34 protein-coding genes and 2 pseudogenes are annotated in these 23617 nt (G+C 62.3%); 5 read left to right on the top strand and 31 right to left on the bottom strand.

Translation table 11 applies throughout. The features are described from left to right. The first annotated feature begins 215 nt into the window (after positions 1-215). On the top strand, positions 216-1124 hold the full coding sequence (locus KZ498_RS21600; protein WP_312621518.1) for a C2H2-type zinc finger protein: 909 nt from the start codon (positions 216-218) through the stop codon (positions 1122-1124). 101 nt (positions 1125-1225) lie between these two features. Here the strand turns inward: KZ498_RS21600 and KZ498_RS21595 are convergent, their stop codons facing one another. From KZ498_RS21595 to KZ498_RS21580, 4 genes are all read right to left on the bottom strand, one after another. Continuing rightward, positions 1226-1357, bottom strand: a complete 132-nt coding sequence (locus tag KZ498_RS21595) for a hypothetical protein (protein WP_255511576.1) — start codon at positions 1355-1357, stop codon at positions 1226-1228. Beyond that, positions 1357-2043 (bottom strand): DUF6166 domain-containing protein, encoded by a 687-nt coding sequence (locus KZ498_RS21590; RefSeq protein ID WP_312621515.1) that lies wholly within the window; start codon positions 2041-2043, stop codon positions 1357-1359. Before KZ498_RS21590 ends, KZ498_RS21595 begins: the two co-directional genes overlap by 1 nt. A gap of 78 nt (positions 2044-2121) precedes the next feature. Continuing rightward, the gene (locus KZ498_RS21585; RefSeq protein WP_310930727.1) at positions 2122-2676 is read right to left on the bottom strand and encodes a DUF6166 domain-containing protein; all 555 of its coding nucleotides are present in this window, start codon (positions 2674-2676) and stop codon (positions 2122-2124) included. Further along, positions 2673-3119: a hypothetical protein gene (locus KZ498_RS21580; protein WP_312621510.1), complete on the bottom strand. Its 447-nt coding sequence runs from the start codon at positions 3117-3119 to the stop codon at positions 2673-2675. Before KZ498_RS21580 ends, KZ498_RS21585 begins: the two co-directional genes overlap by 4 nt. A 131-nt stretch (positions 3120-3250) precedes the next feature. Here KZ498_RS21580 and KZ498_RS21575 point away from each other — a divergent pair, with 131 nt between their 5' ends. After that, positions 3251-4615, top strand: a complete 1365-nt coding sequence (locus KZ498_RS21575; protein WP_312621509.1) for a restriction endonuclease — start codon at positions 3251-3253, stop codon at positions 4613-4615. A gap of 13 nt (positions 4616-4628) precedes the next feature. Here the strand turns inward: KZ498_RS21575 and KZ498_RS21570 are convergent, their stop codons facing one another. The 4 genes from KZ498_RS21570 to KZ498_RS21555 form a co-directional block, all read right to left on the bottom strand. After that, positions 4629-5201 (bottom strand): hypothetical protein, encoded by a 573-nt coding sequence (locus KZ498_RS21570; protein WP_312621508.1) that lies wholly within the window; start codon positions 5199-5201, stop codon positions 4629-4631. Between the two features lie 82 nt (positions 5202-5283). After that, the gene (locus KZ498_RS21565; RefSeq protein WP_312621507.1) at positions 5284-5679 is read right to left on the bottom strand and encodes a hypothetical protein; all 396 of its coding nucleotides are present in this window, start codon (positions 5677-5679) and stop codon (positions 5284-5286) included. A 72-nt stretch (positions 5680-5751) separates the two neighbouring features. Further along, positions 5752-6117 (bottom strand): hypothetical protein, encoded by a 366-nt coding sequence (locus KZ498_RS21560; RefSeq protein ID WP_312621506.1) that lies wholly within the window; start codon positions 6115-6117, stop codon positions 5752-5754. Between the two features lie 6 nt (positions 6118-6123). Continuing rightward, positions 6124-6624 carry a hypothetical protein gene (locus KZ498_RS21555; protein ID WP_312621504.1) on the bottom strand — a complete coding sequence of 167 codons (501 nt, stop codon included), beginning with the start codon at positions 6622-6624 and terminating at the stop codon, positions 6124-6126. 249 nt (positions 6625-6873) lie between these two features. Between KZ498_RS21555 and KZ498_RS21550 the strand changes: the two are divergent. Then, positions 6874-7047, top strand: a pseudogene (locus KZ498_RS21550) (cytochrome P450); the annotation flags it as partial. Between the two features lie 340 nt (positions 7048-7387). Next, a complete protein-coding gene (locus KZ498_RS21545) occupies positions 7388-8353 on the top strand; it encodes a hypothetical protein (RefSeq protein ID WP_312621503.1) in 966 nt (321 codons plus the stop codon). A 273-nt stretch (positions 8354-8626) separates the two neighbouring features. On the opposite strand, the gene KZ498_RS21540 is transcribed toward KZ498_RS21545, so the two are convergent. The 5 genes and pseudogenes from KZ498_RS21540 to KZ498_RS21520 all read right to left on the bottom strand — a co-directional run bounded on the left by KZ498_RS21540 (position 8627) and on the right by KZ498_RS21520 (position 12150). Continuing rightward, positions 8627-9049, bottom strand: coding sequence for a hypothetical protein (locus KZ498_RS21540; RefSeq protein ID WP_312621501.1), 423 nt, complete (start codon positions 9047-9049; stop codon positions 8627-8629). 74 nt (positions 9050-9123) lie between these two features. Further along, positions 9124-9432 (bottom strand): annotated as a pseudogene (locus KZ498_RS21535) (DUF6735 family protein); the annotation flags it as partial. A gap of 50 nt (positions 9433-9482) precedes the next feature. Further along, positions 9483-10748: a transposase gene (locus KZ498_RS21530; RefSeq protein ID WP_312621499.1), complete on the bottom strand. Its 1266-nt coding sequence runs from the start codon at positions 10746-10748 to the stop codon at positions 9483-9485. 204 nt (positions 10749-10952) lie between these two features. Next, positions 10953-11141, bottom strand: a complete 189-nt coding sequence (locus tag KZ498_RS21525; RefSeq protein ID WP_312621498.1) for a hypothetical protein — start codon at positions 11139-11141, stop codon at positions 10953-10955. A 112-nt stretch (positions 11142-11253) separates the two neighbouring features. Then, a complete protein-coding gene (locus KZ498_RS21520) occupies positions 11254-12150 on the bottom strand; it encodes a hypothetical protein (protein WP_312621497.1) in 897 nt (298 codons plus the stop codon). Between the two features lie 136 nt (positions 12151-12286). Here KZ498_RS21520 and KZ498_RS21515 point away from each other — a divergent pair, with 136 nt between their 5' ends. Continuing rightward, on the top strand, positions 12287-12838 hold the full coding sequence (locus tag KZ498_RS21515; RefSeq protein ID WP_312621496.1) for a hypothetical protein: 552 nt from the start codon (positions 12287-12289) through the stop codon (positions 12836-12838). Between the two features lie 57 nt (positions 12839-12895). Here the strand turns inward: KZ498_RS21515 and KZ498_RS21510 are convergent, their stop codons facing one another. From KZ498_RS21510 to KZ498_RS21425, 18 genes are all read right to left on the bottom strand, one after another. After that, a complete protein-coding gene (locus KZ498_RS21510; RefSeq protein ID WP_312621495.1) occupies positions 12896-13705 on the bottom strand; it encodes an SWIM zinc finger family protein in 810 nt (269 codons plus the stop codon). A 2-nt stretch (positions 13706-13707) separates the two neighbouring features. Beyond that, positions 13708-14160, bottom strand: coding sequence for a hypothetical protein (locus KZ498_RS21505; RefSeq protein ID WP_312621494.1), 453 nt, complete (start codon positions 14158-14160; stop codon positions 13708-13710). Next, positions 14157-14669 (bottom strand): winged helix-turn-helix domain-containing protein, encoded by a 513-nt coding sequence (locus KZ498_RS21500; protein ID WP_312621493.1) that lies wholly within the window; start codon positions 14667-14669, stop codon positions 14157-14159. Before KZ498_RS21500 ends, KZ498_RS21505 begins: the two co-directional genes overlap by 4 nt. 80 nt (positions 14670-14749) lie before the next feature. Beyond that, on the bottom strand, positions 14750-15676 hold the full coding sequence (locus tag KZ498_RS21495) for a transcription initiation factor IIB family protein (RefSeq protein ID WP_312621492.1): 927 nt from the start codon (positions 15674-15676) through the stop codon (positions 14750-14752). A gap of 224 nt (positions 15677-15900) precedes the next feature. Beyond that, a complete protein-coding gene (locus tag KZ498_RS21490; protein ID WP_312621491.1) occupies positions 15901-16797 on the bottom strand; it encodes a DNA-binding protein in 897 nt (298 codons plus the stop codon). 642 nt (positions 16798-17439) lie between these two features. Next, positions 17440-18009, bottom strand: a complete 570-nt coding sequence (locus KZ498_RS21485; RefSeq protein WP_312621490.1) for a hypothetical protein — start codon at positions 18007-18009, stop codon at positions 17440-17442. Next, the gene (locus tag KZ498_RS21480) at positions 18006-18374 is read right to left on the bottom strand and encodes a hypothetical protein (protein WP_312621489.1); all 369 of its coding nucleotides are present in this window, start codon (positions 18372-18374) and stop codon (positions 18006-18008) included. Before KZ498_RS21480 ends, KZ498_RS21485 begins: the two co-directional genes overlap by 4 nt. 93 nt (positions 18375-18467) lie before the next feature. Next, entirely contained in the window at positions 18468-18797 is a 330-nt protein-coding gene (locus KZ498_RS21475) for a hypothetical protein (protein ID WP_312621488.1), read from the bottom strand. Between the two features lie 6 nt (positions 18798-18803). Next, the gene (locus tag KZ498_RS21470) at positions 18804-19154 is read right to left on the bottom strand and encodes a hypothetical protein (protein ID WP_312621487.1); all 351 of its coding nucleotides are present in this window, start codon (positions 19152-19154) and stop codon (positions 18804-18806) included. A gap of 125 nt (positions 19155-19279) precedes the next feature. Further along, complete coding sequence (locus KZ498_RS21465; protein ID WP_312621486.1) at positions 19280-19792, bottom strand: hypothetical protein; 513 nt, start codon at positions 19790-19792, stop codon at positions 19280-19282. Further along, a complete protein-coding gene (locus KZ498_RS21460) occupies positions 19793-20095 on the bottom strand; it encodes a hypothetical protein (RefSeq protein WP_312621485.1) in 303 nt (100 codons plus the stop codon). 26 nt (positions 20096-20121) lie between these two features. Continuing rightward, complete coding sequence (locus KZ498_RS21455) at positions 20122-20451, bottom strand: hypothetical protein (protein WP_312621484.1); 330 nt, start codon at positions 20449-20451, stop codon at positions 20122-20124. Between the two features lie 99 nt (positions 20452-20550). After that, positions 20551-21018: a hypothetical protein gene (locus KZ498_RS21450; RefSeq protein WP_312621483.1), complete on the bottom strand. Its 468-nt coding sequence runs from the start codon at positions 21016-21018 to the stop codon at positions 20551-20553. Next, positions 21015-21347, bottom strand: a complete 333-nt coding sequence (locus tag KZ498_RS21445; RefSeq protein ID WP_312621482.1) for a hypothetical protein — start codon at positions 21345-21347, stop codon at positions 21015-21017. The genes KZ498_RS21450 and KZ498_RS21445 overlap by 4 nt, the downstream gene beginning before the upstream one ends. A gap of 83 nt (positions 21348-21430) precedes the next feature. Beyond that, positions 21431-21766: a hypothetical protein gene (locus KZ498_RS21440; protein WP_312621481.1), complete on the bottom strand. Its 336-nt coding sequence runs from the start codon at positions 21764-21766 to the stop codon at positions 21431-21433. Next, entirely contained in the window at positions 21766-22056 is a 291-nt protein-coding gene (locus tag KZ498_RS21435) for a hypothetical protein (RefSeq protein ID WP_312621480.1), read from the bottom strand. Before KZ498_RS21435 ends, KZ498_RS21440 begins: the two co-directional genes overlap by 1 nt. Before the next feature lie 73 nt (positions 22057-22129). Further along, on the bottom strand, positions 22130-22675 hold the full coding sequence (locus tag KZ498_RS21430) for a hypothetical protein (RefSeq protein ID WP_312621479.1): 546 nt from the start codon (positions 22673-22675) through the stop codon (positions 22130-22132). 181 nt (positions 22676-22856) lie between these two features. Further along, the gene (locus tag KZ498_RS21425) at positions 22857-23297 is read right to left on the bottom strand and encodes a hypothetical protein (protein WP_396276165.1); all 441 of its coding nucleotides are present in this window, start codon (positions 23295-23297) and stop codon (positions 22857-22859) included. Positions 23298-23617 lie beyond the last annotated feature (320 nt).

Raw genomic sequence — 23617 nt, 5'->3', positions numbered from 1 at the left:
ATGTTGAACAGCATCACGGTCTCGGTAGTGACGGTGCGACTTGCCCGACTTGTGGGAACACCTATGCTAGCCCTCGGGCAGTAGCGACTCACCACGCGACATCACATGGCGAGAGTATTGCTGGGTACGAGTGTCCGATTCAGTGGTGTGAACGCACGTTCGAAGACAGAGATCAACTCCAGCGGCATACCACGAATCATCCCAGACAGGAGGAGATGACAAGATGCCCTACCTGTGGGGAAATATTTGATAGTCGCCCTGGTATGCGACGTCATCATTATCACGCTCACGGAGAGTCGTTAACCGATAACGCAGTTTACGACTGCCCGATGGCTTGGTGTACCAACTCGTTCGCCCGCCGATCAGAGCTTACTGCCCATCTTTCTGACCATCCAACCGAGAGCGAAGCCGTAGATTGTCCGACTTGCGGACGAACCTTTGATGGCCATGCTGGATTGGGAGTCCATTTCAGAGCCACGGGCCACCGTCCAGATTTAGAACGCCAGACTCAGAGGCGTCTGATCGGACTGTTACTCGGTGATGGCTGTGTCAGCGCACAACCAGACGGGAAGATGCATCAGTTCGTACTTTGCTTGGTGAATCAGGAGTTCTTGAAGTGGGTCGATGAGCAGTTGGGGTGGTTTTCGACGGGTGTTGTTCAAAGCTTATCGCCCGACGAATCTGCGGCGACCAGTGGGCTGGAGAAGGCTACTGATGACCCCGACAACTACCAAGCAGTCTATCGGCTCACCTCTCACACTCATCCGTTTTGTGACCGGCTCCGTCGCCGATTCTATCCGAACGGGGAGAAAACGTTGCCCTCCGATCTATCGCTTACACCAGAGATGGCTCGTATGTGGTACGTTTCAGATGGAGGACTCGGGCATAATTATTCCACCAGCGGCAGCGCCACCGTACGGCTTCACAGCGTGACCTACGATCTGGAGTCTATGGCCGACCTATTCCGCGAACACGGATTCAATCCCGTTGTTGGACAGAATCTTCTCCGGTTCAACGAATCGGACGCGGATGCCTTGTTAGAGTGGATGGGCTCTGCACCCCCTGGATTCGAACATAAGTGGGAGCGTGCTTCCTCAGCAGCAGTGACGTACGGCGAACAGTGACCGCCCATGTCCATCGCGATGAATGGGACACGAGCACCCCTCGGGAGTGCGCGTGTACTGGAACCCGGTACCCCGCCGCTGGCCGGGAGAACGTGTCTGAGTCACGAGTCGGTGCCGTCAGTCTGCTCTTGCCGGTCGTTGTACCGCTCCAGTTCGCGACCGATTTTCTCGAGCGCCTCGACCCCGCGTTCGAGCAGCTGGTGGGTGGCTCGTGACAGCCGAATTGTCTCCATCAGCACTCCCCCTCCGGTGGCTCGATGAGGTTGTTGCTCTCGTCGGCCAGGGCCCGGATGGCCTGCTCGACATCGGCATCGTCCGAAACCGTCCGGCTCGCTAGGGGTGCTGGGTAGGCGCGATCGCCCTGACTACAGAGGACGGCCAGCCAGCCGTCGGTCCCCTCGCTGAGCACGATGTAGTGGTCGCGATCAGCCCGCTGGAAGACTCGCCGGTCAGGGCGAGTGACCGTTCGCCAGTTCTCGGGGAGTGTCGGTGACGGCCCCCCGCCGTCGGGAAGGGCGACGACGTCGTCGGCGATCGTCGCCATCGCCGCGTCGATTTCTTCGCCGGTGAGGTGCCAGCACGCCGCCGGGCCGTCACACTCGAGCTGGCTGATCACGCAATTCTGGAACCCGATGTAGTGTTCTTTCGCGACCTGGGCGTCGTTGTAGTAGTCGAGGAGGAGCCCACAGGCGAGCTGTGCGGGCCCGCTTCCAGCGTATCCCCACTCGAAGCCTGTCGGGCTGTGGTTGACCAGATCGAGACTTCGATCAGGAGTGAGACGCTGGTGTTCGGAGAGATTCAGAATGACGGCCTGGCCGTCGATGCGAAAGCCGACGTATTCGACGGAGTCGTCGCGACGGTTAGCGAGCGCTTCTGTCTGGACTACGTTCGACGTGGGGCGTCGTGCGTTCCCGTTCATCGGTACGTTGCGGGAGTGGTGACCCCCGCACCCCTCTCGGGGGTTCTACAAACAGAGCCGGAAACGCCCTCACCGTCCCTACTGGCTAGCTGCGGGGAACTCGAACCCGCCGGTGTCGGTCTGTGACTCCTCCGAGTCGGTAGTTTCTGATTGGACTGCCTGGCGGGCGTCTTCCAGTTCCTCGCGGCGGTCGTCGACGCTCTGGTGGATGCTGATGTCGTGCTGCTCGCAGAGCGCCCGCTCGACGGCGAAGGTCATCTCGTCGAAATCGACCGCCGTGATGTCGACGTCCTCCGGTGAGGGCGTCTCATCAGCCACGTCGATGTCTCGCGACCAGGTATCGGCCGAAATGTCGCTGGTCGGGAGCCGCCACTCGTCACCCTCGAGCTCTTCACGCAGGTACTGCGCGAACTCCTTGTAGTGGTCGAGCGCGATGTTCTTCGTCGCTGAATCGGCCAGCAGCGCGATCGCGAGTTGATCGATGCGGGCCTCGTCAGCCTGTGGTCCCCAGTCGAACCCGCCAGGGGCGCGGCGTAGGACGTGGAGGTGCTTGTCCAGCACGTCGCCATCGGGCGTGTACACCAGCTGTCCACCCATACAGCGTTCACCGCGGTACGCTCGGCCGCCGGTCATCGAAACCCACCCTCCCAGTGACCCATACCTCGTGGTCGTTCTAGGGGCTGACGGGGACGGGAGTCCAACGGTCGACGGGCGGTGTCTGGACCGCGTCCGGCTTCCTGATTGCTCGCACTCGCGGTCCCGGTTGGTCGGGACCCGACGTACATCGGCTTTCGCGCTTGGCTCCGCTCTGTGACGACCTCCCGATGGAGCAGCGTACAGAGCTCCATGACGCTCTCGGCGAGCGCGAATGCTGCCTCTCGGGACCGGAGATCGTACTGGCTGAAGAGGATCGTTCCATCGGCTCGATCGACCCGGACCAGCCAGTCCGAGGATTGCTGGACGTGGCAGAGGACGGATTTCGAGAACTCGTAGGCGAACACGAAATGGTCGTCGTCTGTTCGTCGATACAACCACCAGTTGTCGGGGGCGCTCTCGCTGTTGCTCTCAGAACTCATCGGTTACCCGGGACGGATGTGTCGTCCCGCACCCCTTGCGGGACGAACAACAACGCTCATGTCGTCGCGACTTCGTCGCCACCGTCGGCAACGTATATAGTCATAGCAAGATACTGTCCAATTACATTCGGATGGCTATACTGGACGACCTCTCGGGATTTGAGTTCGAGGACGTGATGGAGGACGTCTTCCGGAACCTCGGCTACGAAAACGTCCGCCAGGCCGAGCGGACGGCCGACGAGGGGCGCGACGTCATCATGGAGGAGGTCGTCGACGGCACGCGACGGGCGATCATCGTCGAGTGCAAGCACACCGGGACGGTCGGCCGGCCGGTCGTCCAGAAGCTGCACTCGGCCATCGCGACGTTCGACTTCGACAGCCCGAAACGCGGGATGGTCGCCACCACAGGTCGATTTACGAACCCTGCCGAGGAGTACGCTGACCGGCTCCAGCGGAACGACGATCCCTATCCCATCGAGCTGATCGACGGCGAGGACCTTCGGGAGATCGCCGACAAAATCGGTCTCGATCTCTACAACGGGCGCATCGAGATCCTCTGTGACGAGACGCTCCGACCGTACGATCCGGCGGCGGATGTCGACGCACCTGTCCAGGAGGCGTTCCGCGACATCGAGAACATTGAGGCCGCGGATCTGCCGGTGCCGCACTCGCAAGTGACGTTCCGACCGGTGGTTGCGATCACCGCCGACACGAACGCTGTCTTCGAGACCTCAGTCGGTGTCATCCACCGGATCAACGACCGCACACAGTTCGTTGTCCACGCTGAGCGCGGCCATCCGAAGGTGGCCGACGACGATGTCGCGACGCTGGTCACCGAGAACTTCCACGCGACGGTCCCCCTCGATACTGGGCAGTTTACCGAGGTATTCGACGATGTCGACGAGCGCCGGTTCGGCCAGACCCAAACGGAGTACAAGGAGTGGGCTGTTGACCGCCTCCAGGATTACCACACGACGTCGGTGACCTACACCGGCGATAATAACGTCACGTACAACAAGACGTGTGAGCCGAATCTCTCGGACATCTCCGTGCAGTCGATCGAGCCCGTATACCTCCCCGAGGTTCGGCACACGACCGACCTCCAGGAGTACACCTATCCCTACGAGTACTACGCGGCAGGCCCGTCACGAGTGACAGCGGAGGACGGCATCCACCGCTGCGTCCATTGTGACACGAGCGGCGGCGACGAGACGTACACCTACTGTCCGAACTGCGGGGCCATCGCCTGCACCAGCCACATCAAAACGGAGCGGCTGGAAGGCGAGCCGATCTGTACGGGCTGTGCGAGGACGGAACGGTTCGCGCTGAAGACGAAGTACTTCTACGACGAGGAGAACCTCGAAGCGTTCCGCGAGAAGTACGCCGTGATGCCGCTTCACGAGAAGGCGATGGAGAACAAGTGGCTGGCCGGGGGAAGCGTTGTCGCGACGCTGCTGGTCGTCGTCGGACTACTCGTCATCGGCGGCATCATCTGAGCGGGCTGAGCGTTCACGCCGGCTCGGCGACGATCTTTTCGAACGCGTGCTCAAGCGGGCCGTGGAACTGCCAGCTGGCCCGCTCGAAGGCTTCCTCGGTCGGGCCATCCCAGCGCGGGAAGGCGGAGTGACCACTCACCTTGACGGTCCACTCCGAGGGGTCCTCGAACGGGTTCCGGGTCGGGAGCTCGACGACGTAGAGGTACTCTTCGTCGCCGTGAATGCCGTCGGCCGGGTTCTCGACACCGTGTCCCAGCAGGAACATCGGCTGGTCGAGGTGCTCCATATTGTCCGGGTCGAGGAGATCCGAGGGGTGGTCAGCGTGGATGCTCCGGTCACGCCCTTCATCCACGTAGAGGGTCATCGCCGAGAGCGTGTCGAGGAACAGGAACTGGGCAGCGGCGTACGCAGGCCCGCGCTCTGTTCGTGTCTCGTCGAGCAGCTGCTTCAGCTGGACAAGGTCACGGAGGACGCTATCGGGATACCCGTCCGAGTGGCGGTAGATTTGTGCGATGCGGTCGGTTTCGGACTGTTCGTCTGCGGGCTCGCTCCGTTGGATGAATCGGAGCTGACTTCGTGTCGACATCGATCACCGCCGGCGCGTGTGCGCCGGCACCCATTGCCGGCGCAGAAACAACACCACACAGTCGTAGCGGGATTGCAATCCGCTACGCGAGATGTGACACCTCGTCTGGTTCCTCCACGTCGTCGAATTCACCACGCCCGACCGGCTCCCAATCCTCCCCAGGTGCTGGACTCCACCAGTCGATCTCATAGGCACCCGGTGCACCGAGGATTTTTGCCCGTGCCGAGCCGTCAGGCAGGTCGCGACGGAGCTTCTCGTCGACGTGAAGGTTCCACGTCGAGTCGGTGTCGAAGCACGCGAGCACAGCCTCCTCGTAGCCACGGTCTTCTCGGGACTCTCGGAGGATGACCTGCGTATTACAGTTCTTGCAGAACACTCCCTCGAAGGGAATGTGACTGAATACCTCGTGTCCACACACGGGACACCAGAGGAATTCGAACAGTGCCCCGCTGTGTCGGTCAAGTACTTCAAGACTCATTGTTGGGCCAACCCGGTTTGACCGGGTCACTCTCTCGGCCCCGGCCGAAAAACACCCTGCGTGTGTACGTTCTCAGCGTTCAGGGCCGTAGACGATGCGCGAGGAGGCTTCGTACCCACAGTCCGGACAGTCGTACCAGCGCTGTACCTTCACTCCATCAGCTGTCTTCTCACCGACGAGGACGTCGTCGTTTGGACACTCCGGACAGTTCAGTTCGGGCGCTGGCCGCTCCCGAAGCGCATCCCGGAACGTTGTCGCGTCCTTCGTCTCGAAGCCTCGCGACCACACCGGATAGCCGTCCACGAGGATTGCCCCGCGCCACTTGTACCGGTATGAATCCGGAGCCCGGTGTAGAACAGCTCGCGCTCCAGTCTCGGTGTTTCGATACACGAGTGTTGGTGTACGACTCTCCCGGGACCAGTTTGTGATTCTGGGCATTGTCCGTCAGAAGTGGACGTCTGCGGGGACAATCCAGAGTGTCTGGCTGTCTTCCTCTTCCTCGAGGACACGATCGAGCTGATCGCGATGGCGAATCCCCATCGCGTGCTGGTCGTACATCGGGACTGATGGTCCCTCGTAGGCGCCGACCTGATGGAAGGCGTGTCGGGCGAGGTCCTCGTCGCGCATGATCGCCTCGTCGCTGAGCTCGTCGAGCGCCTCCTTCGCGCGATTGAGATTCCGCTGGAACTCTTCCTTTGTGGCGTTCCAGGCTCGATCGAGCAGTTCACCGCCCTCCTCTGAATTGATGGGTGCTGCTGTCGGTAGGTCTCCCCAGCGAGCCTTCCCGGCGACCGTCGTATCCTCTTTGTCAAAGGTCACAAAATAGTCGAATACTGCGCAGAAATGCGGCTCAGACCCGACTAACCGTTTGAACACCGTTCTCCCTGCAGCTAATGCCTCGTTTTCTGTCGATGCCTCGACCAACGCGTAGATGACCATATGCATCTTTGTTCACCTCGGAGCGCCGACTCACCGGGCACTACTCAGCTTTGTCTGCTCGGTGCGCCGGCACCCATCGCCGGCGCTCGAAAAAACTCGCTTCGCGAGATCGCGTTCAGGAGTCGCGTGTCCGCTCGACGGTGATCGTCAGGTCGCCCGACTCGTAGTCGGCCTCGAAGTCGGTGCTGAACGCGTCGGAGTCGTAGGCGGCGTGGTAGGCACGGTGCAGTTCGAGCGCTCAAGTCGTTCGACCCGTCGCGATGGGCCGACCGATGGCCTAGCGACACCCCGGCGTATCTCCCGTTCGGAGCAGGGTCGCACGCCTGTATCGGCCGGCAACTCGCGCTGACAGAAGTGCAACTCGTCGCGGCTGGCGTGCTCCAGCCGCATGGGGATGTCACAGCGCCGGTTCGCAGCCGGTTAGTTTGATGGCGCGACAACCCGTCGTGCTGCGACGCTGGCGGGCCCGTATCCGCACGTCCGGTCGTCGTCACCCCCCACGGCCACGCCTCAGGCGTCCAAGTAGGGCCACAACGTTTCGTGCCCACTGCGGGCTTGTCCCTCCGGTACGTGGGACAACAAGCCGGTGCCGAGTACTGCCGCAATCTGCATGATTAAAACGCATCAGCTCGATAGTTCATCCACTGTTCCCGTAGCTCGGAGCGTCTCTCCACGTGTGCGACCAGTGATCACAAGCCGCTCATGATCACCATCCGTCAGCCTCGAACTGTCGGCGGGGACGCCTCCACGCGGGAGCCCCATACTACCTATGGCACCAGACAATGACACCGTTGATCGCATCGACTACACCCGGCGAACTGTGCTGCAGGGGCTCGCAGGGGCCAGCCTGCTCGGGTTTGGAACTGGGAGCGCGCTGGCCGCGAGCACGCCGTTCCCGGACGAAATCCCCCTGCCGGATGGGTTCCAGCCCGAAGGCATCACGACGGGCCGCGGTACCACCTTCTACGTCGGGTCGCTGGCGTCCGGCGACATCTACCGGGGCGACCTGCGGACCGGCGAGGGGGAGGTGCTCGTCGAGGCGGCCGCCGACCGCGTGGCAATCGGCCTCTCGTACGACCGGCGCAGCAACTACGTCTTCGCAGCCGGCGGCAGCACGGGGCAGGCGTTCGTGTACGACGGCGACAGCGGCGAGTCGGTCGCGGCGTTCGACCTGACCGACCCCGCCACGTTCGTGAACGACGTCGTGGTGACGCGGGAGGCGGCGTACTTCACCGACTCGTTCCGTTCGGCGTTCTACGTCGTTCCACTGGGCCCGGGTGGCGACCTCCCCGAGCAGGATGCCGTCGAGGAACGCACGCTCGGCGGTGAGTTCGAGGCGGTCGACGGCTTCAACGCCAACGGAATCGACGCGGCTTCCGACGCGGCGTATCTCCTCATCGTGAACTCGACGACCGGGCGGCTGTATCGGGTGCCTCCCGAGTCGGGCGACGCGACGGAGATCGACCTCGGCGGCGAGACGGTGACCAACGGGGACGGCATCCTGCTGGATGGACAGACGCTGTACGTCGTCCGCAACCGCAACAACCTGATCGCGGAGGTCGCGCTCGAGGCGGATGCGACAGCGGGTGAGGTGGTCGACGAGCTCACCGATTCGGCCTTCGATGTGCCCACGACGGTCGCCGACTTCGGCGACAGTCTCTACGCCGTGAACGCGCGATTCGGCACCGACAACCCGGACAGTGCGGCCTACGACGTCATCCGCGTCTCGAAGTGACTGGCTCGGCTACCCACATATATGCTGCTGTGATCCCGGAGGAGACGGACGTATACTGTCGTGAGGAGCCGGTTGCCGGCGGATCGTAGCCAAAGTCTCCTCAAGCGTATCCACACTCTCGATCGCCGCGAACTCGTCAGTAATTTCGTCGATGAATACGGCTCGCTCGACGGTCTCGAACGGACGAACTTCGTAGCGGATGTCGTTGGTCGCTTCAGCTGCGCCGGCACTCATCGCCGGTGGTCGAAAAATTCTCCTCGTGATGACGGATTCTCAGGGCTCGTCCGCTCGTTCAGCAGTGATGGTTAGCTTACCAGATTCGCAGTCGGCATCGAAGTCGACGGTGAACGCATCCGAGTCGTGCGCGGCGTGGTAGGCACGGTGCAGTTCGAGCGATCCGGTCGCCTTGAAGTGGAAGAACGCAGCTGAGGTGTAGGGCTTGCTCTGGGTTTCGACCTGCGTCTCGACAGAGGCCGGGAGCGCGATTTGTGGTGTATCCGTGTCGATACTCGCAGCGAACGCCTTCGCTTCCTCGACAGTCGCCTGCGAATGTGCGGGCGTCTCGCCGGTGAGCACGTTCACCGGTGTCTCGGTATCGTCGGTGAACAGGACATCGTGGAAGGTGCGCGTCCCGAGGACTGCGTCGGGACCTAGTTCGCAGTCGTGAAACGGGTCGTCGTCTGGTTTCTCGGGCATCCAATCACGAGCCTACGGCGGGGCTCACCCATTCCGACCCCCGAAAAACAGCAGCTGCCACGAAGCAGATCGACCTAGGAGTGGTTCAGACTCGCCTTCTCGAAGGGTGACTCTCCGGTCGGAATGAGCAGCTCCTGTCGGTCGCCGACTCGCTCGGCCAGCTTCCGTTTCAGGTACTGTCTCGCCGTCGACGGCGTGAAGACGCCCTTGTCGATCATGTCGCCGACGACGTCTTTGAGGGCCGCGAACTGTCCCTGGAGGTGGCCGTCGCCGACCGGCTCGCCGGCGTACCAGCGCACCGTCGCGAGCGCGCCGTTCCCGACCGTCTCTCCCTGTTCGACCGTCTCTGAATCGTATTGGAGACTGAACCACAGCGTCCGGTGACATCCTCCGCGCCGTTCTGGCACGGCTTCCCGCGCATGGGGAATACCAGCTAAGTGCGACTATTGCTGGTAGAGGGTTCCGACCCGCAGAATGCCGAGAGAGTCATCTGCGAGTGTTGCTCGCTCCTCTCACGGTGGGTCGTGGTGCTGTCACAGGCACTCCCATCCCGAGGCGAGTCATTGCCTGCCGGTTTCAGCGGCACGCTCTCTCCCCACGGGTCAGCCCGTTTTGCAACGTCGATTGCGCCGTTGATATCACCCTGAAACACTGTGATTTGACACTCGTCGTTCGTACACCGGAACGTGCCTTGGGCGGCTCTGCTTCCGATGTGATCGCAGGCATGACACGTCTGGCTCGTGTACTCCGGCCGGACGTACTCGAACGGGATACCCGCCTCTCGCGCTTTGTCCTCGACGCGTTTCTGTAGCCGAGCGAATGCCCAAGCATGGAGTCGGCGGTTCATGTACCCCCCGTAGTCCAATTCTTCGCGGATATAGGTCAAGTCCTCCATCACGATTACCGGCTTCTCGAAGCGACGGGCGTACTCGATAGCCTGCCGAGACACCTTCTCGACAATATCTGTCAGCGCGTTCTGGTAATAGTGAAATCGTTCGTCAATCCGCCACTCGGCGGCGTCACGCTCTTGGAGTCGTTTCAGGGTGGTGTGCATCTCTTTCCGGAGACACTTCGCACGCGAACCGTCACACACGAACGGGCCAGTCGGTGAACCGTCCTTGAGGGCACAGCCCGTAATCAGGGCCGATTCACCGATGTCCAGACCGATGTGTGTCACGTCGTCACTATCTGTCGTGTAGTCGGGTTCTTCGACCGGGAACTCGACGGTAACGTGAAGCGTCCACGAGGTGCGATTCCGTTGCAGGTGGAGTTGTCCTGGGGATGCGTCCCCGTCCACGAGGTCATGCCACAGCCCCTTTTGCTCGGGATTGATTCGAAGCGGTATCCAGAAGTTCGTCCCGCGACCGGGCTGTGGTACCCACCACGTAAACTCGTAATCGCGTTCTGGCGAGTGGTCAAATTCGGCGGCTTGGTTGGTGAGTCGAACCGGGTGGTCGTCATCCAACTTCTCTGCGTCGTAGGTGTCGTGGAGCTGCGGGACGTAGTTGCAGAGCGCCGCTTTCGCCTGATACGGAAGGTCGTAGGGCGTCACCACGTCGCTGGTTGCACTCATCGTGTCGCACCCAGCCTCGAACGCCTCGTGTAGCCCCTCACGGTAGGTGTCGCGCAGATCGCACAGTTTGTGCTCTTTGTGGGCTGTTGGCGGCGCGAGTGTGGCTTCGAGCGTCTTAGTTGGCATTAGCCTCTAACCCCTTCTCGATTATCTCGCTGTTGGCACGCGGATGGAAGATACCATTCTCACGGAGCGTCTCCCGTTTGTGTGTATTTGACCGCATTTGTTTCCTTTCGCAGGCCGTCCACGACTGGTTCACCCCGCAACACTTCTTGGGGGCGATAAACACTCTCAGAAGCGATTCAGCCAAATTCATCGTTTCGACACCGTTCAGGACTCGATCTGCGCATCGCCGTCTCCACTGTGTTCCGGCTGGGAGAGCAGACTCACGTCTTGCAGGAGAGCTCTCGCTGCCTCGATCCGCTCCTGATCTGCGTCGTCGAGTCCGGCCGTCTCGATGCGTTTGAGATTGGTGAGTGAGCGATGCAGTCGATATCCGGGTGTGTTGCGTGGGTCCATGTGTAGCGCCTCGCCGATTCACGGCGCAGAGAAACCTCTCCGGCTGCGGGTAGCTGTCGGACTGGGGCTGCTCGTTAACCAACATTGGTGTGTTTCTGTGTCGCTATGTTGGTTAAGACGAGTCCTGACCCGCTTTGCTGGGTCCGTAGCGAGCCGAGCCACACACCCGACACTCCCAGATCGGTTGTCCCGTCCACGCCTCATGCGGGACCGACTCGTGGGTCTTGAACTGATGGTCGGTCGCCCGTCCACAGGTTTGACAGTCGAGTTCCTGCGTCGTCGGTACCGACGACGCCTGGCGATCAGCCGCAGCTTCGCCAGTAGATTCGGTCAGCGCCATCGCTGGAACCAGCCACACCGCGTCGTCGGCGTCGTCGAGGACCGCGTTGAGATGCGACGCGTCGCGGATGCCGTCCCCACGCTGGTCGTAGAGCCGCGTCGGGGCCTGCTCCTGCCGCTCCGACGCTTCCTGCCCGTGCCACCCAGTCCGGTCACGGGCGGCACTGAGAAGCCGCTCTCCCTCCGCTGACGCCACCTGTCCCGCGTCGGGGAGTGCGGGCCAGTGCTCGGCCAGCTGGCGCGCCGGCGCCTCGTCGAGGTCGTAGATGATCGTGGAGTCGTCGACGGCCGGCTCCGCCTCGTTAGCGGAGAGGAGGGTCGCCGCGGCGCCGCCCTTCGCGACGGCGCCGTAGAACGTGGCCGACTCGACGACCAGGTGGACGATGCCGAGGACCGTCGTCGACGCCGACTCGGTCCTGCGAGTGGCGTCACTCCCGAGATGGTTAGAGAGGCAGAACCGGCATTTTGTCTGGCCGTCTGGGACTGACGCCCCACAGGACCGGCACTCGGCGTCGGTTACCGTCGGCGCATCGGGGTAGCCACCAGCGCTCGTCGCGACGCGTTGCCGTCGGGGGTCACCTTCACACCCGTCGTCCAACCTCGTGTCCGGAATGTGGGACGCCTCGCCGGTCGGCCGCAGTTCCTCAAAATCAGAATATCTGTTGTGCATCGGTTGGCTCATAGCTTCTGTCGGTTTCGTATTTCAATGTCCGGACGCCTATGCTCGTAACAAACTCTCGATTATGCGAGAAGGTACAATCATATATGAGTGTAAGGCACGAACACTATTGCAAGAGGTGCCACGCATGTCCGAATCTCCGCGAGATGGCGTTCAGTCGTGGGATAAGTCGATGAGCGCCCGCGACCGCATTCGGGCGGTCGCCGAATTACTTCGGGACCCCCGCTCAGTTAACTGGATCAGCGAGCAGGCCGACGCCGCCTGGAGCACGACCAACGAGGAGCTCCAGGATCTCGTTGACCAGGGCCAACTGCGTCGCGTCGAGGCCGGCGAGACGACTCGCTATCAGCCGGACTACACGCGCCTGCTCTTCGAGGAAATCCGTTCGCTCATCGAGGAGAACACACGCGAGGAGCTGCGCAACGAATTGGCGGCGATCACCGAAGAGATCGAGGCTTGGCAGGCGGCCTACGATGTCGAGACGTGGGAAGAGCTCGAACAGTCGCTTGCTGATGGCGACCTCGCAAGTGACGAACTTCACGAACGCCGTGACGTGATTACACGCTGGGAAGAGAATCTGGAGGACCGTCGCCTCATCAAGCACGCGTTGGTGCTCTACTCGGATGTCGAAGCTGCTCGCGAACAGCGAATCAACGTGGCTGACCGCGATACAAACTAATTCTCGTGATCTTCGAACTTGTGGGCGTTATCGAAGGCGACACAGCTACTGGCAGGACTACTCATCCGCCCTTTCCCGGAGATCGACTGCTGCCTTCTCGAAGTGTTCCGCGAGGAACGGCGTTCCCGATGTCGCCCGCTCCTCAAGGAATGCGACGGCGTCAGTGACCGCATCAGCGTCGCGTTCCGCGATCGCGGCACAGTCGACATATCCGTCGAGTGCCCGACTGAACGCACACGAGAAGTGGTCGTACGCGCCGTCGACGCGCTCCATGTTGTCGTCGAGCGACTCGACGAGGGCCCGATAGACGGTCGCCGCCGACGCGTACCGCCCTTGCTCGCGGTACTCGTTCGCGAGATCGAACCACTGCGTGAAGTCGATCGGCTCGAAGACGACGTGGTACTCAGGATTCGTCTCTTCGAACCGCCGGTCGATCGAGGCACGAAGCTCGTCGACCGACTGTCTCGTCGGCTCGCCGACGTGGGCGAGAAAACGGGCGCGGAGATCCGCATCGGTCGCAAGTTCCTCACGCAGGAACGCGTGGAGGTCGTCGGTGTCGGCGCCGTTAAGTGCGGCGTCGAGTTGATCGCCGTCGTCAGGCGGGAGGTTGTCGACACACCGAAGCAACACGGCGACAACGTGCTTGCACGCTCCCGGCCCATCGTACGGACAATCGCACCACGGGGCAAACCCCTCCGTGGCGAGGTCAACACGAACATCGTACTGACGGCTGCCACTCACGACGGCGGTTACGGTGGTGTCGACGCGGTGAATCTTGCGGATACGGCCTTCAGCAAGATATCGTTCGCCCCGTTTGAAGACTGCGTCCGTGCAGATGTCCCGAACTGCGTCCTCGGTTACATCCATCCTTACGGTGGGTTTGACGCACTATTCAGCCGACCCAGTGCATCATCCTCGTACGCTGCCCGCCACATCGCATGGACGGCACGCGTCACGAGTGAGACCTCAGTCACGTCGATACAGGACTGCTCGGCGGCCGTCGTCGCGGCCTCGGGCGGAGGATGGAAGTGGATCTCGGGCGAGTGTGTATTCGGGTGGCGATCGAAGCGCCAGTTGATGTCGTCGCTATCGACGTAGTGGAACGAATACATCCCCAGTTCGCTCCATTGGATATCGAGCCGAGCGCTCTCAGCGTCGCCCAACCCATCGCTGAGGCTGATCTGCAGTTCCGTTGGGGCGACGACGTCGTCATACGCCGTTTCGTCGACGAGCGGCTCAAGGTTGAGCCACACGTCACGGATCCGCTGGAGCGCCGGAAGATAGATCGGCCCGAACTCGCCGGCGCGGTCGTCGTCGCTCATACAGCGAGCTGGTGGCTGGCCTCGTCGTACGCGAGTGCTGCTTGCGCGACGGCGAGATTCTGTCGCGTCGTGCGCCACGCGGTGAGGTCATCCCAGCCCTTCGTCTCGCCGGCTTCAAGCTGCTGGGCGAGTTCTTCCGGGGACACCACATCGTACCGATCCTCGTAGCGCCGGATCTCGGCCTTCATTTCCTGGATACTGTCCAGCAACTCCGGTCGAGTGACTTCCTCACGCAGCTCGCGGATCCGGGACATCAACACCCGATCACTGTTGCGCTTGTACAGCGTCGTTTGGCCATCCTGTTCCGTCTCGGCGAAGCCCGTGTTCACGAGCGACTTGCAGTGGCGACGCGCTGTCGGCTCACTCACGAGGGCCCGCTCGCCGATCTCGGCTGCCGACTGTCCGTCGTGGGTCTGTTCAACGACTTCGTACACCCGCTCGAATGGCGTCGTGTCGTCTTTCCAGTCCGCCTTGACCTGCTCGTTGATGTCGTCCCACGTCTCGGTCATACTGGGTGCTACGCGGGCTAGAAACAAATAGTTTCCTGAGAAAACTATCTCTTTTTTGTTGTGTTCGTGCAGGAGCGTTCTCAGGCTACCTGCTCTTTTAGTGTCTCGTAATGCGCCCGGACAGTCGTCGGCGTGACGTTCCCGGACTCGGCGACAGCACACTGCGTCACCCACCACCCCTGTTCTTGGCCGGCCGTGTAGAGACAGGCCGCGGCGAAGCCGGCCGGGTGGACGCCGGTCGTCACGCCCGCCTCCTCGGCTGCTTCGGCAAGTACTCGCGCCCGGCGTCGGATCCGCTCCGGGCAGTCGAGATCGGATGCCAGCCGCGGAATGTACATCGTCGGCCTCACGGGTTTGGCTGGGAGTCCCAGCTCCTGGTTGAGTGTCTTGTACGCGTTCGTGACCCGCGATTCTGCGACCGTCGCCACCGTCATAATGTCGTCGAGGAGCTGCGACCGGCCGTTGCACCGGCAGGCCCCGTGGACGCTGGCCGCGGCGATCGCCTCGATAGACCTGCCACAAAGCAGATCCTCGTTTTGCGCGCTCTTGAAGAGCTGGCACGCCTGATCGCGAATCGACTCGGAAAGCTCGAGGGCACTCGCCAACCGGTGCACTTCGCCCAGCCCGTGTGCGAGGTTCCGTTCCGCTTTCGACTGAAACCGCCCACGGGTCTGCTCACGGCGCATCCGCGCGAGTCGCCGTCGCTTCTGCACTGAGAGTTCGTTCCCGTTCGCGTCGGTGCCGTGACCGATTTCCGTCGACAGGCCGCGATCGTGGCGGGCCGCAGTGAGTGGGGCACCCGTCCGGTCGCGCTCGTCTTCGTCGAACCCTCGCCACTCTGGCCCGTGGTCGAGACGTTGCTCCTTAATGACCAGGCCACAGTCCTCGCAGACGGTTTCGACTGCGTTTGTGGTGACCCGGCCGTCGCACTCGGGACACTGATTCGACTCCGCGTCGGTCTGGACGTCTTCGTCGAACGCTGTCTCGTAGATGTCTCTGGTTGCCATAGATACACACGAGGGAATACACGCGCATCGCGTCTCTCGGAGTGCCCTCATCCATCAGGGGGCACATACACACCACAGGGGACGGTGGTGACACCAATGGACTGCGGTGGCGAAAGCCCGGCCGCGCAACGGCGCCTTGGCGCCGTGAGCTGCCCGGACCGTGGAGGTGGTGGGAGGTGGCGGTGACCGCGTACACACCAGCAAAAAAGGGGAGCGATGACCGGCTATTCCCACCACCGACCGCGCTCTGGGCAATGAATCGTAGTCCACCCGGTAACGGCTAGTGAGACGCGCCCATCGTACCAGTTCCGGGCCGCCTTGTGAATACGCACCTGCTCACCCTCTTCAATCCACGGCGCATCTGATTTCTCCCAAATCGTCACCTTCGTTTTCCCACTGTCGTCCGCGATCAGCCCGACTTGAGCGATGGCCGGCGAGTCCGCATCCCAGAGTACCTCGACCCGACCCTCAACGCTCACCTCTTTGCGATTGATGTCCTCGATCTTTCCGATGGGAATCACCGTCCCAGGTGCTGTCTGCAACTCCTCGAACACCTCGACGACTGCACTCGTCAGGTCTTTCCCACCGACGACGGCTTCACCCAGCCGCCGGCCAATCGCTGCTCGCGACCAGCCATCCAACTTCTCGGCCAACCGCATCGACTGTTTGTTCACCGCTGCCAACTGCTCCTGCGTGAGCTCTGCACGGGGATCGTCTCGCTCCGGGTCCGCTATCGGATTCACGCTCGCCGCCCGCTTCTGAAACTCCACACGCCGCTCAGCGCTCCGCTTCGCTGCGATGTCTCGCGTCCGCTTCGCGCGTCCCTCCTGCGTTCCCAGTTCGGCTTGGGCACTGATGCGCTCCAGTTCTGCTTCCCGCGCCTGAATGCGCTCCTCCTGTTCGAGGGTGACGCCGTGAATCCGGTCCTCGCTCGTGTCCGCGATTCCGTCCGGGTGGTTCGCATCCACCTTCGCCTGCGTCTCTTGCTCGACCGTCGCCTCGAACTCCGGCGTCTCGTCGACGACCGGGAAGCCGTCTTCATCGACCGCCTGCTCGCCCGCGTTCTCGAATGCCTGGTCATCCACCGTAACGACCTTGCTACTAGAGCTGTTACTTGACATTGGTCTCACCAAAGACCGAAGGCGCTCACGCGCCGACACCGCGATGCTATAACATCGCGGTTTTCCGACGACAACGACTGACAGAACCATCTGCGCGCTCTCGCTCGCGCCTTCGCGAGCGCCCTACCGGGCGCGAGCGAGAGCGCGCCTGCATGAGGTGGCCCCGACCAGCACCGCGCGCCGACCCGCCCGGAGCGAGCGGCCAGCGGAGAAAGCGTGGGGGGTGAGCAGCCACGCCGCGCAATCCCCCGCGCTTTCCCGCTGGCGTCGAGGGCACATTCATTTTAGCCCGGCAGTCCGCCCGCTACTGCAGGCAGACCGCCCGGAATGGTCGGTCGCGAGCGACGCGGAGGGCGGCAGCGGCGAGCGGGGCGGGCCGGTACGTACGCACCTGTCCAGCCGACCTCGTCGGCCGGGGGAGCCATCTACCGTCCTGGCGGACTCAGAAAGGGCGAGGCCGCCTCGGCCGTCCCCCGACCCCGCAAGCACCGCAGGTACGAGGCGCGCAGCGGCGTCCTCGTGAGCAAAGCGAACGAGGGCCAGCGAGACGCAGTCTCGCGCGGTCGCGGGATGCCGAGCGGCCGAGGGCTTTCGGGTGTCGTCGCCGGCGCTGGGTGTTCGGCATCGCTACTCGGAGACCGGTTACTCTCCGAGACGGTGGAGCAATTGTGTGACGTACGGACTGTTTTCCCAACTGCGATGCGGGCTAATCGTCGTGATCAGCGTCCGAGCCTCTTCGGGGCTCAGATGCCCGTTCCGAGCGTAGTCGACGATGAGCCGCGGCGTCGGGACGATCCGCGGCCCCTGCAGTACGGCGTGGATGAGTGGGAAGTTCGTCCCGCCGAACTCGTCGGTGAGAAACCCATCGACCCCGAGCGCGTTCGCAAGGACGATCCCGTCGGTTTCGCCGTCGTCGAGCCCGAACGTCGGTCGAGAGTCCGGTGTATCCTCACGCTTGTAGGGGTCGTCAACCGTGTAGTGGCTACGGGCCGCGAGGACGTTGTTCGCAGCCCCGGCGTGGATGTCTTGATACTGCGTGATGTCACGGAGTTCGGCGACCACTTCTGACGGCACGAACACCTCACACGAGGTGAGCAGATACTGGAACGGGTCCAGAGTGTTAGTGTCGACGGCCGCGTCGGCTCGGGGAACCGCGAGACTGATGAGCGCACTAGTGTCGGCGACGACCGTTCGCAGTCGCCGGCCGCTCATCGCTCGTCGTCGCCTGCGGGCTCGACCGCCGTCGCGTCGCCATCGTAGACGTCGATGTCGTCGGGGGCAGCGAGATCGAGTGGTTCATCCTCGAGATCCGCTTTGAGAAGCCGGAGGCGCTGGGCAGTCTCGGCGCCGACTAGCTGTTTGACCGTCTCGAACTCAAGCTGGTCATCGTAGTACTTCGTCGCGACGAGTTCCTGGAACGTCTCGCTGTCGGCTGTGTCTTCGATGTACTCGCGAATCGCCTCGACAAGCAGATCCGTCCGATCCTTGTCGAAGAGCTCCGCGATCGCATCCAGCCGGTCGACGAGATACTCCGGCGACTGGAAATGGACCCGTCGCGGATCGTCGCTTGCGCTCATTCTATGTGCACGTTCTGCACATAGAGTGATAACCGTTTCGGCGTATGCACAGAGCTTGCACATCGATCCCCTGACGGGATTGTCCCGCCAGTCTCAGTCGGAGTCCTGTGCGTTCAGTTCCTCGAGGAACCAGCCGGCTGCGGTCCCGATCCGAACGCCGTCGACGTTGCGCATCTCAAGGCCGTTCGTGGCGGTCCGGAACGGCTCGTCGTCGACGAGGATGCGGTGGAGGACTGTCCGGACCGACTCCGGTCCGTACCTGTCGACGAGAGCCGCGACCGCCGTATCGAAATGGGCATCCTCGTGCTCGGTTCGCGGGTTCTGCGCTCGGTGGATCACGAGGTCAACCACATCGTCGACCGATGCGTGCTCGGGATTCCCGGTTTGCTCACGGACGTTATAGTGGGGCTCAGCATCAGGCATTGCGAGTCACTCCGTCGCGTCGTCCGTATCGGTCCTCGCCGGGTTGGTTGCTCGTTGCCGGCGGATCGCAGCCAGCATCTCCGCAAGCGTGTCCACACTCCCGATCGACGCGAGCTCATCGGTAATCTCGTCGATGAGTGCGGCTCGCTCGACGGCAGTCTTGTCGCCTGTGGTTGTGTCGATCGATGCGACGCGAAGCGTCCGCGTTTCGTGCCAGCCACAGTCCCAGCAGTCTCGGGTCACCTCGATATGCTCGTCCTCTTCGGCTGCGAGGATGGCGTCGGACAGCGACGTCGAAAGCGGCCGGTCCGGTCCGACCTCGAGGGTGACTGGGGACCCGCACGCGGGGCAGTCCATAGTCGGCGTACGCGTCGTGGTGGCGTAAGGATATGGGAGCAACGAGACTGGCTCACACTCGCGTCCAGATCGGTTAGAGACGGAGACAGAGGGTATCCAGAGAACGGCAGGCGACAGCGTCGGTGTCAGGACTCCTCGAACAACGAGCGGGCACGTTGCACGTAGCTGTTCGCGTCCCAGCTACGGGCGTCGCTGATCGCATCGAGGAGCAGCCGCGCATCGTCAGCTGAGAGCTGTTCGGTTCGAACGAGCACTGAGAGAAGCGTCGGCGTCGTGACGAGCCGCGTATCAGCGAGCGACGCGTGGAGCAAGCCAAGCTGGGTAAACTCATCGCAGAGAAAGAGCTCGGCATCGAGGTCATTGGCGAGCGTGACGGCCGCGTTCTCGCCATCGTCAAGCGGAAACTCGGCATCAAGGGCAACTGACCGTGTCTCGAGCGCGTCGGTTCGATCAAGGACAATGGATGCAGCACGACCGTGTGAGTCATCGTAGGAGGCAATATCTCGGAGTTCCTCGACGACTGCCGTTGGGACGACGACCTCGTATCGAGCGAGGCAGAGCGCGAGCGGATTGGGGTCGTCGTCAGCGACGATTCCGAGACTCACGAGGGCGGAGGCATCGGCGACGAGTGTCGGCATCTATGCGTCGGCGACCTCGTCGATGAAGTCCTCGTCCAGCTGCTGTTTCAACACCCGGAGATTCGCCGCCTCCTCGGCACCGACGAGAGTTTTGAGTTGCTCGAAGGTGATCTCGTCGTCGTAGTAGGCGGCCGCGATCTCCTGAGTCAGCGCATCGTCATGCGTGGCCTCCTGGAGATACTCCCGGAGCGCGGTCACCAGGATGTTCGTCCGGTCTTCGCCCAGCACCTCCGCGAGGGCGTCGGTCCGGTCGATGAGCCGGTGTGGCGCCCGGAACTGGACGCGTTTCTTATCGCTACTCATTATGTGTACATTGTGAGCTAGCCAACTTAGCCGTTTTCATGTGTACAGTGTGAGCCACGCTCGGCCGAGCAGCAGTCTGACACGAGATGCTCCTCGAGATCGCGCGTCCAGTACGTCGCGAGCCCGCCCGGACTGCAGCGGGCGCACAGCTGCAACGGGCCTTCCAGATGCCCCAGTTCGACCCGGAACCGGGTCAGTGCTGCGAGCGTGTCGACGACCAGTCTACAGCCGTCACAGGCGACGACGATCTGCTCGTCTTCGTCAGCAGCAAGCAGTGCATCCCCCACTGATGCTGAGAGCGGGTGGGTTGGCCCCACTTCCATCGTGACAGGGCCGCCAAACGCAGGGCACTCCATATCGATACCGAATACCGCCGTCGCTTTCAATATATGGCGTCCGAGTCATACAATCACATGGTCGTCGAGGAGGCGCTGCCGTGGCGAGATTGGGCGCTGTCAGGGAACGTGTTCGATGGTGATTTCAGGGAGTGAGTGCGCTGCTGGCTCCAGCTCGGCGAAGGATCCGTCGTTTGTGAGAATCGTCGGTTTGCGGTCACGGTGCTCAAACGCCAGCACGAGGATTGGAACGTCCTTCGGCTGGATCTCACAGACGCGAGCGAGCGTCTGCACGGTCGGAGCTGATCGCTGTTCTCGCAGGAGTGCGTCGCTCACATCGCGACTCGACGGCGCCTCGATGAGCCCTGTCATTCGCGTAAGTCGCGTCAGAAACCTCGTTTTGACGGTATCACGGTCCGCCGCAGAGAGACTCTGTGTCCGGTCGAATGCGGCCAGCGCTTCTTGGACCATGTACGCGTTGATAGCAGACGTTGTCTCACCGCGATCGATTTCAGCAAGCAATTCAGCGGCCTGCTCGTTGGTTCGCAGTGTCCCGAAGACCCACAGATTCGTATCGAGGATCTTCACGCGTCAGATCCGTACACCTGCTCGGACGTCTCTTTCTGTGCCTCTTCGACGGCCTGTTCGAGGTCATCCGGATCGACTTTCTCCCCGAGTGCCGCGAGCTCTGCGTCGATATCGCTATCGGACTGGCGGCTCTGTTCGGCCTGCGCCAACAGTTGCTCTAGCCGAAGCGCGGCGATCGCCGTGTCGTCATTGAGCTCTCGGAGATGGGACCGACATGCTTCCTTGATGAACTCGCTCTTATTCGTGTAGATCCCCGTTTCATCGAGGAATCGCTCGATTTCGGTGTCGAGTTCGACCGGGAACTTGACGCTGACACTCGCGTATTTCATGGTAGTACCATCGTGCTACAAATATTTAAATGACGGGCTCAGGCCTTGTTCCGGGGGTGACGTACGGACATCGCCTCTCCTCTTTATTTGCTGACCTCTTGGACAAGATGCTCCTCGAGATCGCGCGTCCAGTACGTCGCGAGCCCACCCGGGCTACAGCGGGCGCACAACTGCAACGGACCTTCCAGATGCCCCAGTTCGACCCGGAATCGCGTGAGCGCTGCGAGCGTGTCAACGACTAGCCCACAGCCGTCACAGGCGACGTGATCGCACACGTCGGGATCCGACTCCGTCTGAATCGCGCAGTCGACACAGATCGGGTGGGTGACCCGCTCGTCCTGTCCCCCGGTGTGGGCCTCGCCAGTCTCGGTACCGGGCGGCGCGTCGCAGAACGCACAGCCGACGAGGGTTTGCTGCATCACTCGCCCTGCGCGTCGGCGTCGCGGCCGGCCGTCCAGCCACGGTGGAAGACGGCCAGCTGCGTCGATGAGTCGAACGCGGTACCGCTTGGCTCGTGAACCAGAACTTGGTCCTCGGGAACCGCAGTGACGATGTCCGCGTCGACGAGGTCGTTGACCAAGCGTTGGGCCGTCGTGTCGTCGATGTCCGCCGTGTCGACGCTGATGGCGTCGCGGTCCTGGGCGAGCTGTTCCTTCTCGAACCGTTCGTAGTCGCTACTCGTGTCGTCGTGCAGATCGGGACCCGGCATGGTGAGTCACGCAGTGCACACTGCCGCGCGCTGCACGCCTTCTGGCGCAAATAAACAGTCAGGAGTGACAGCGTCAGTCAGGCCGCGGATCGCGATAGCCGATGACGGCGACGTCGTCGATGAACAGGACGCCCTTCATGAAGTCGAGCTTGGTCAGACTGTGCTGGTAGAGGTTATGCCGACCGAGATAGTTCACCGGCACCACCAGACAGCCGAACTCGATCTTCGGTCGGCCGTCCTTCTGGGTGCGATACCCCTTCTGGAACTTGAGGAGGTCGTCGCTGACGTTCTTCCGCTCGCTCTTCTCGACCTCGATGGCGATGCGGGCGTCGGCGTCGTAGAGGTCGACGCTGTAATTAAACCCCTGATGCGACCAGAGCTTACAGTTCGGGTTGTAGCCGCCCGCGGCGTCCCCCTCGTACTCGTACTGCGAGAGGCGGTCGGCGATCGCGGCATCGAACCCCCCGACCTCCCTGTGTTTCGTCGAGCCGTCGAAGACGCTTGCTGGGACGGCCTCGACGGCCGACTGAATCGACGCCAGCGTATCGTCCGGAAATGCCTCTGACGAGGTTTGGGCACGCCGCTCGCTCAGTTTGGTGACCTCTTCGACGACGACCATACTCGCTCTCGAGGAGTAGAGGCCCGATAAAACCCGTCGCGACCGCCGTTCGAGCCGACCGGTCGCCAGGATTCATTCACTCGAGGAGTCGGCGGTGGGTGGGTGCGAGGGTGTGGATCCAGCCCCAGTGTTAACCAACAGTGTGCCGGTATCGATTCGAAATGTTGGTTATGGCTCGCTGCTACGGCGTTCGGAGCTCTCGAACTGGCTTCACGACGAAGGTGTCTGCCTCGCTGGCTGCTCTCTCACCTGACCGCTCCGCCGGTGTCGAAGGCGACCGGGTGAGCTGGGTGATGAGCTCGTCGCGAACGGTTCGTCGAGGGACGGTGGTCTCGTGCCAGCCCAGCCGGTCGTCGAAGCGCCGTTTCTGGAACTGCTCGCCGACGTCGTCGCCGGCAACGTACTGCGTTCGCGACGACCGTCCGACCTGCCGGGAGACGAAGACGGCGCCCACGGCCTCGTGCGTGAGCTCGACGAGAGCACACTCCACGAGCGCGACGACCGACGCGTGATCCCGGTCGGTCGGAACCGTCATCTCGAGGTCCGCCCACGGCGCCTCACCATCAGGGGTAGTTTCTGCGTAATGCGCTGCTCGTGTTTCGCTGCGTCGTTCCGAAGCCATCGTCTATCGGGGGCACGTGATGTGCCCCGCCACCCCCTCGTGGGGGCGACAGACACCACCGAAACGCACCCGCCCAACCTATGCGCTAAATCTGACACGTCTGTGATTCCACTACCCCCGTTATGGCCCCTTGGCCTGAGAGAGCCGGCGGCCTTCGCACACTGCATATCGCCTCTTTCTTTGGACAAAACCGCGATATGCAAGCCGAAATAACGAACTCAAATTGCAGAAGAGTCCCGTCGGGCCGATTTGAGGGCGTAGAAAGTACCTCGACGAGTTCCGTGATAATACTGTAGTTTCAGAAATTGCTCGACGGCGGG

This window comes from Haloarcula sp. 1CSR25-25 (assembly GCF_032027985.1).
Classification (GTDB): domain Archaea; phylum Halobacteriota; class Halobacteria; order Halobacteriales; family Haloarculaceae; genus Haloarcula.
The sequence above is the reverse complement of the archived record's forward strand: the minus strand, read 5'-3'. Positions and strand labels throughout refer to the sequence as shown.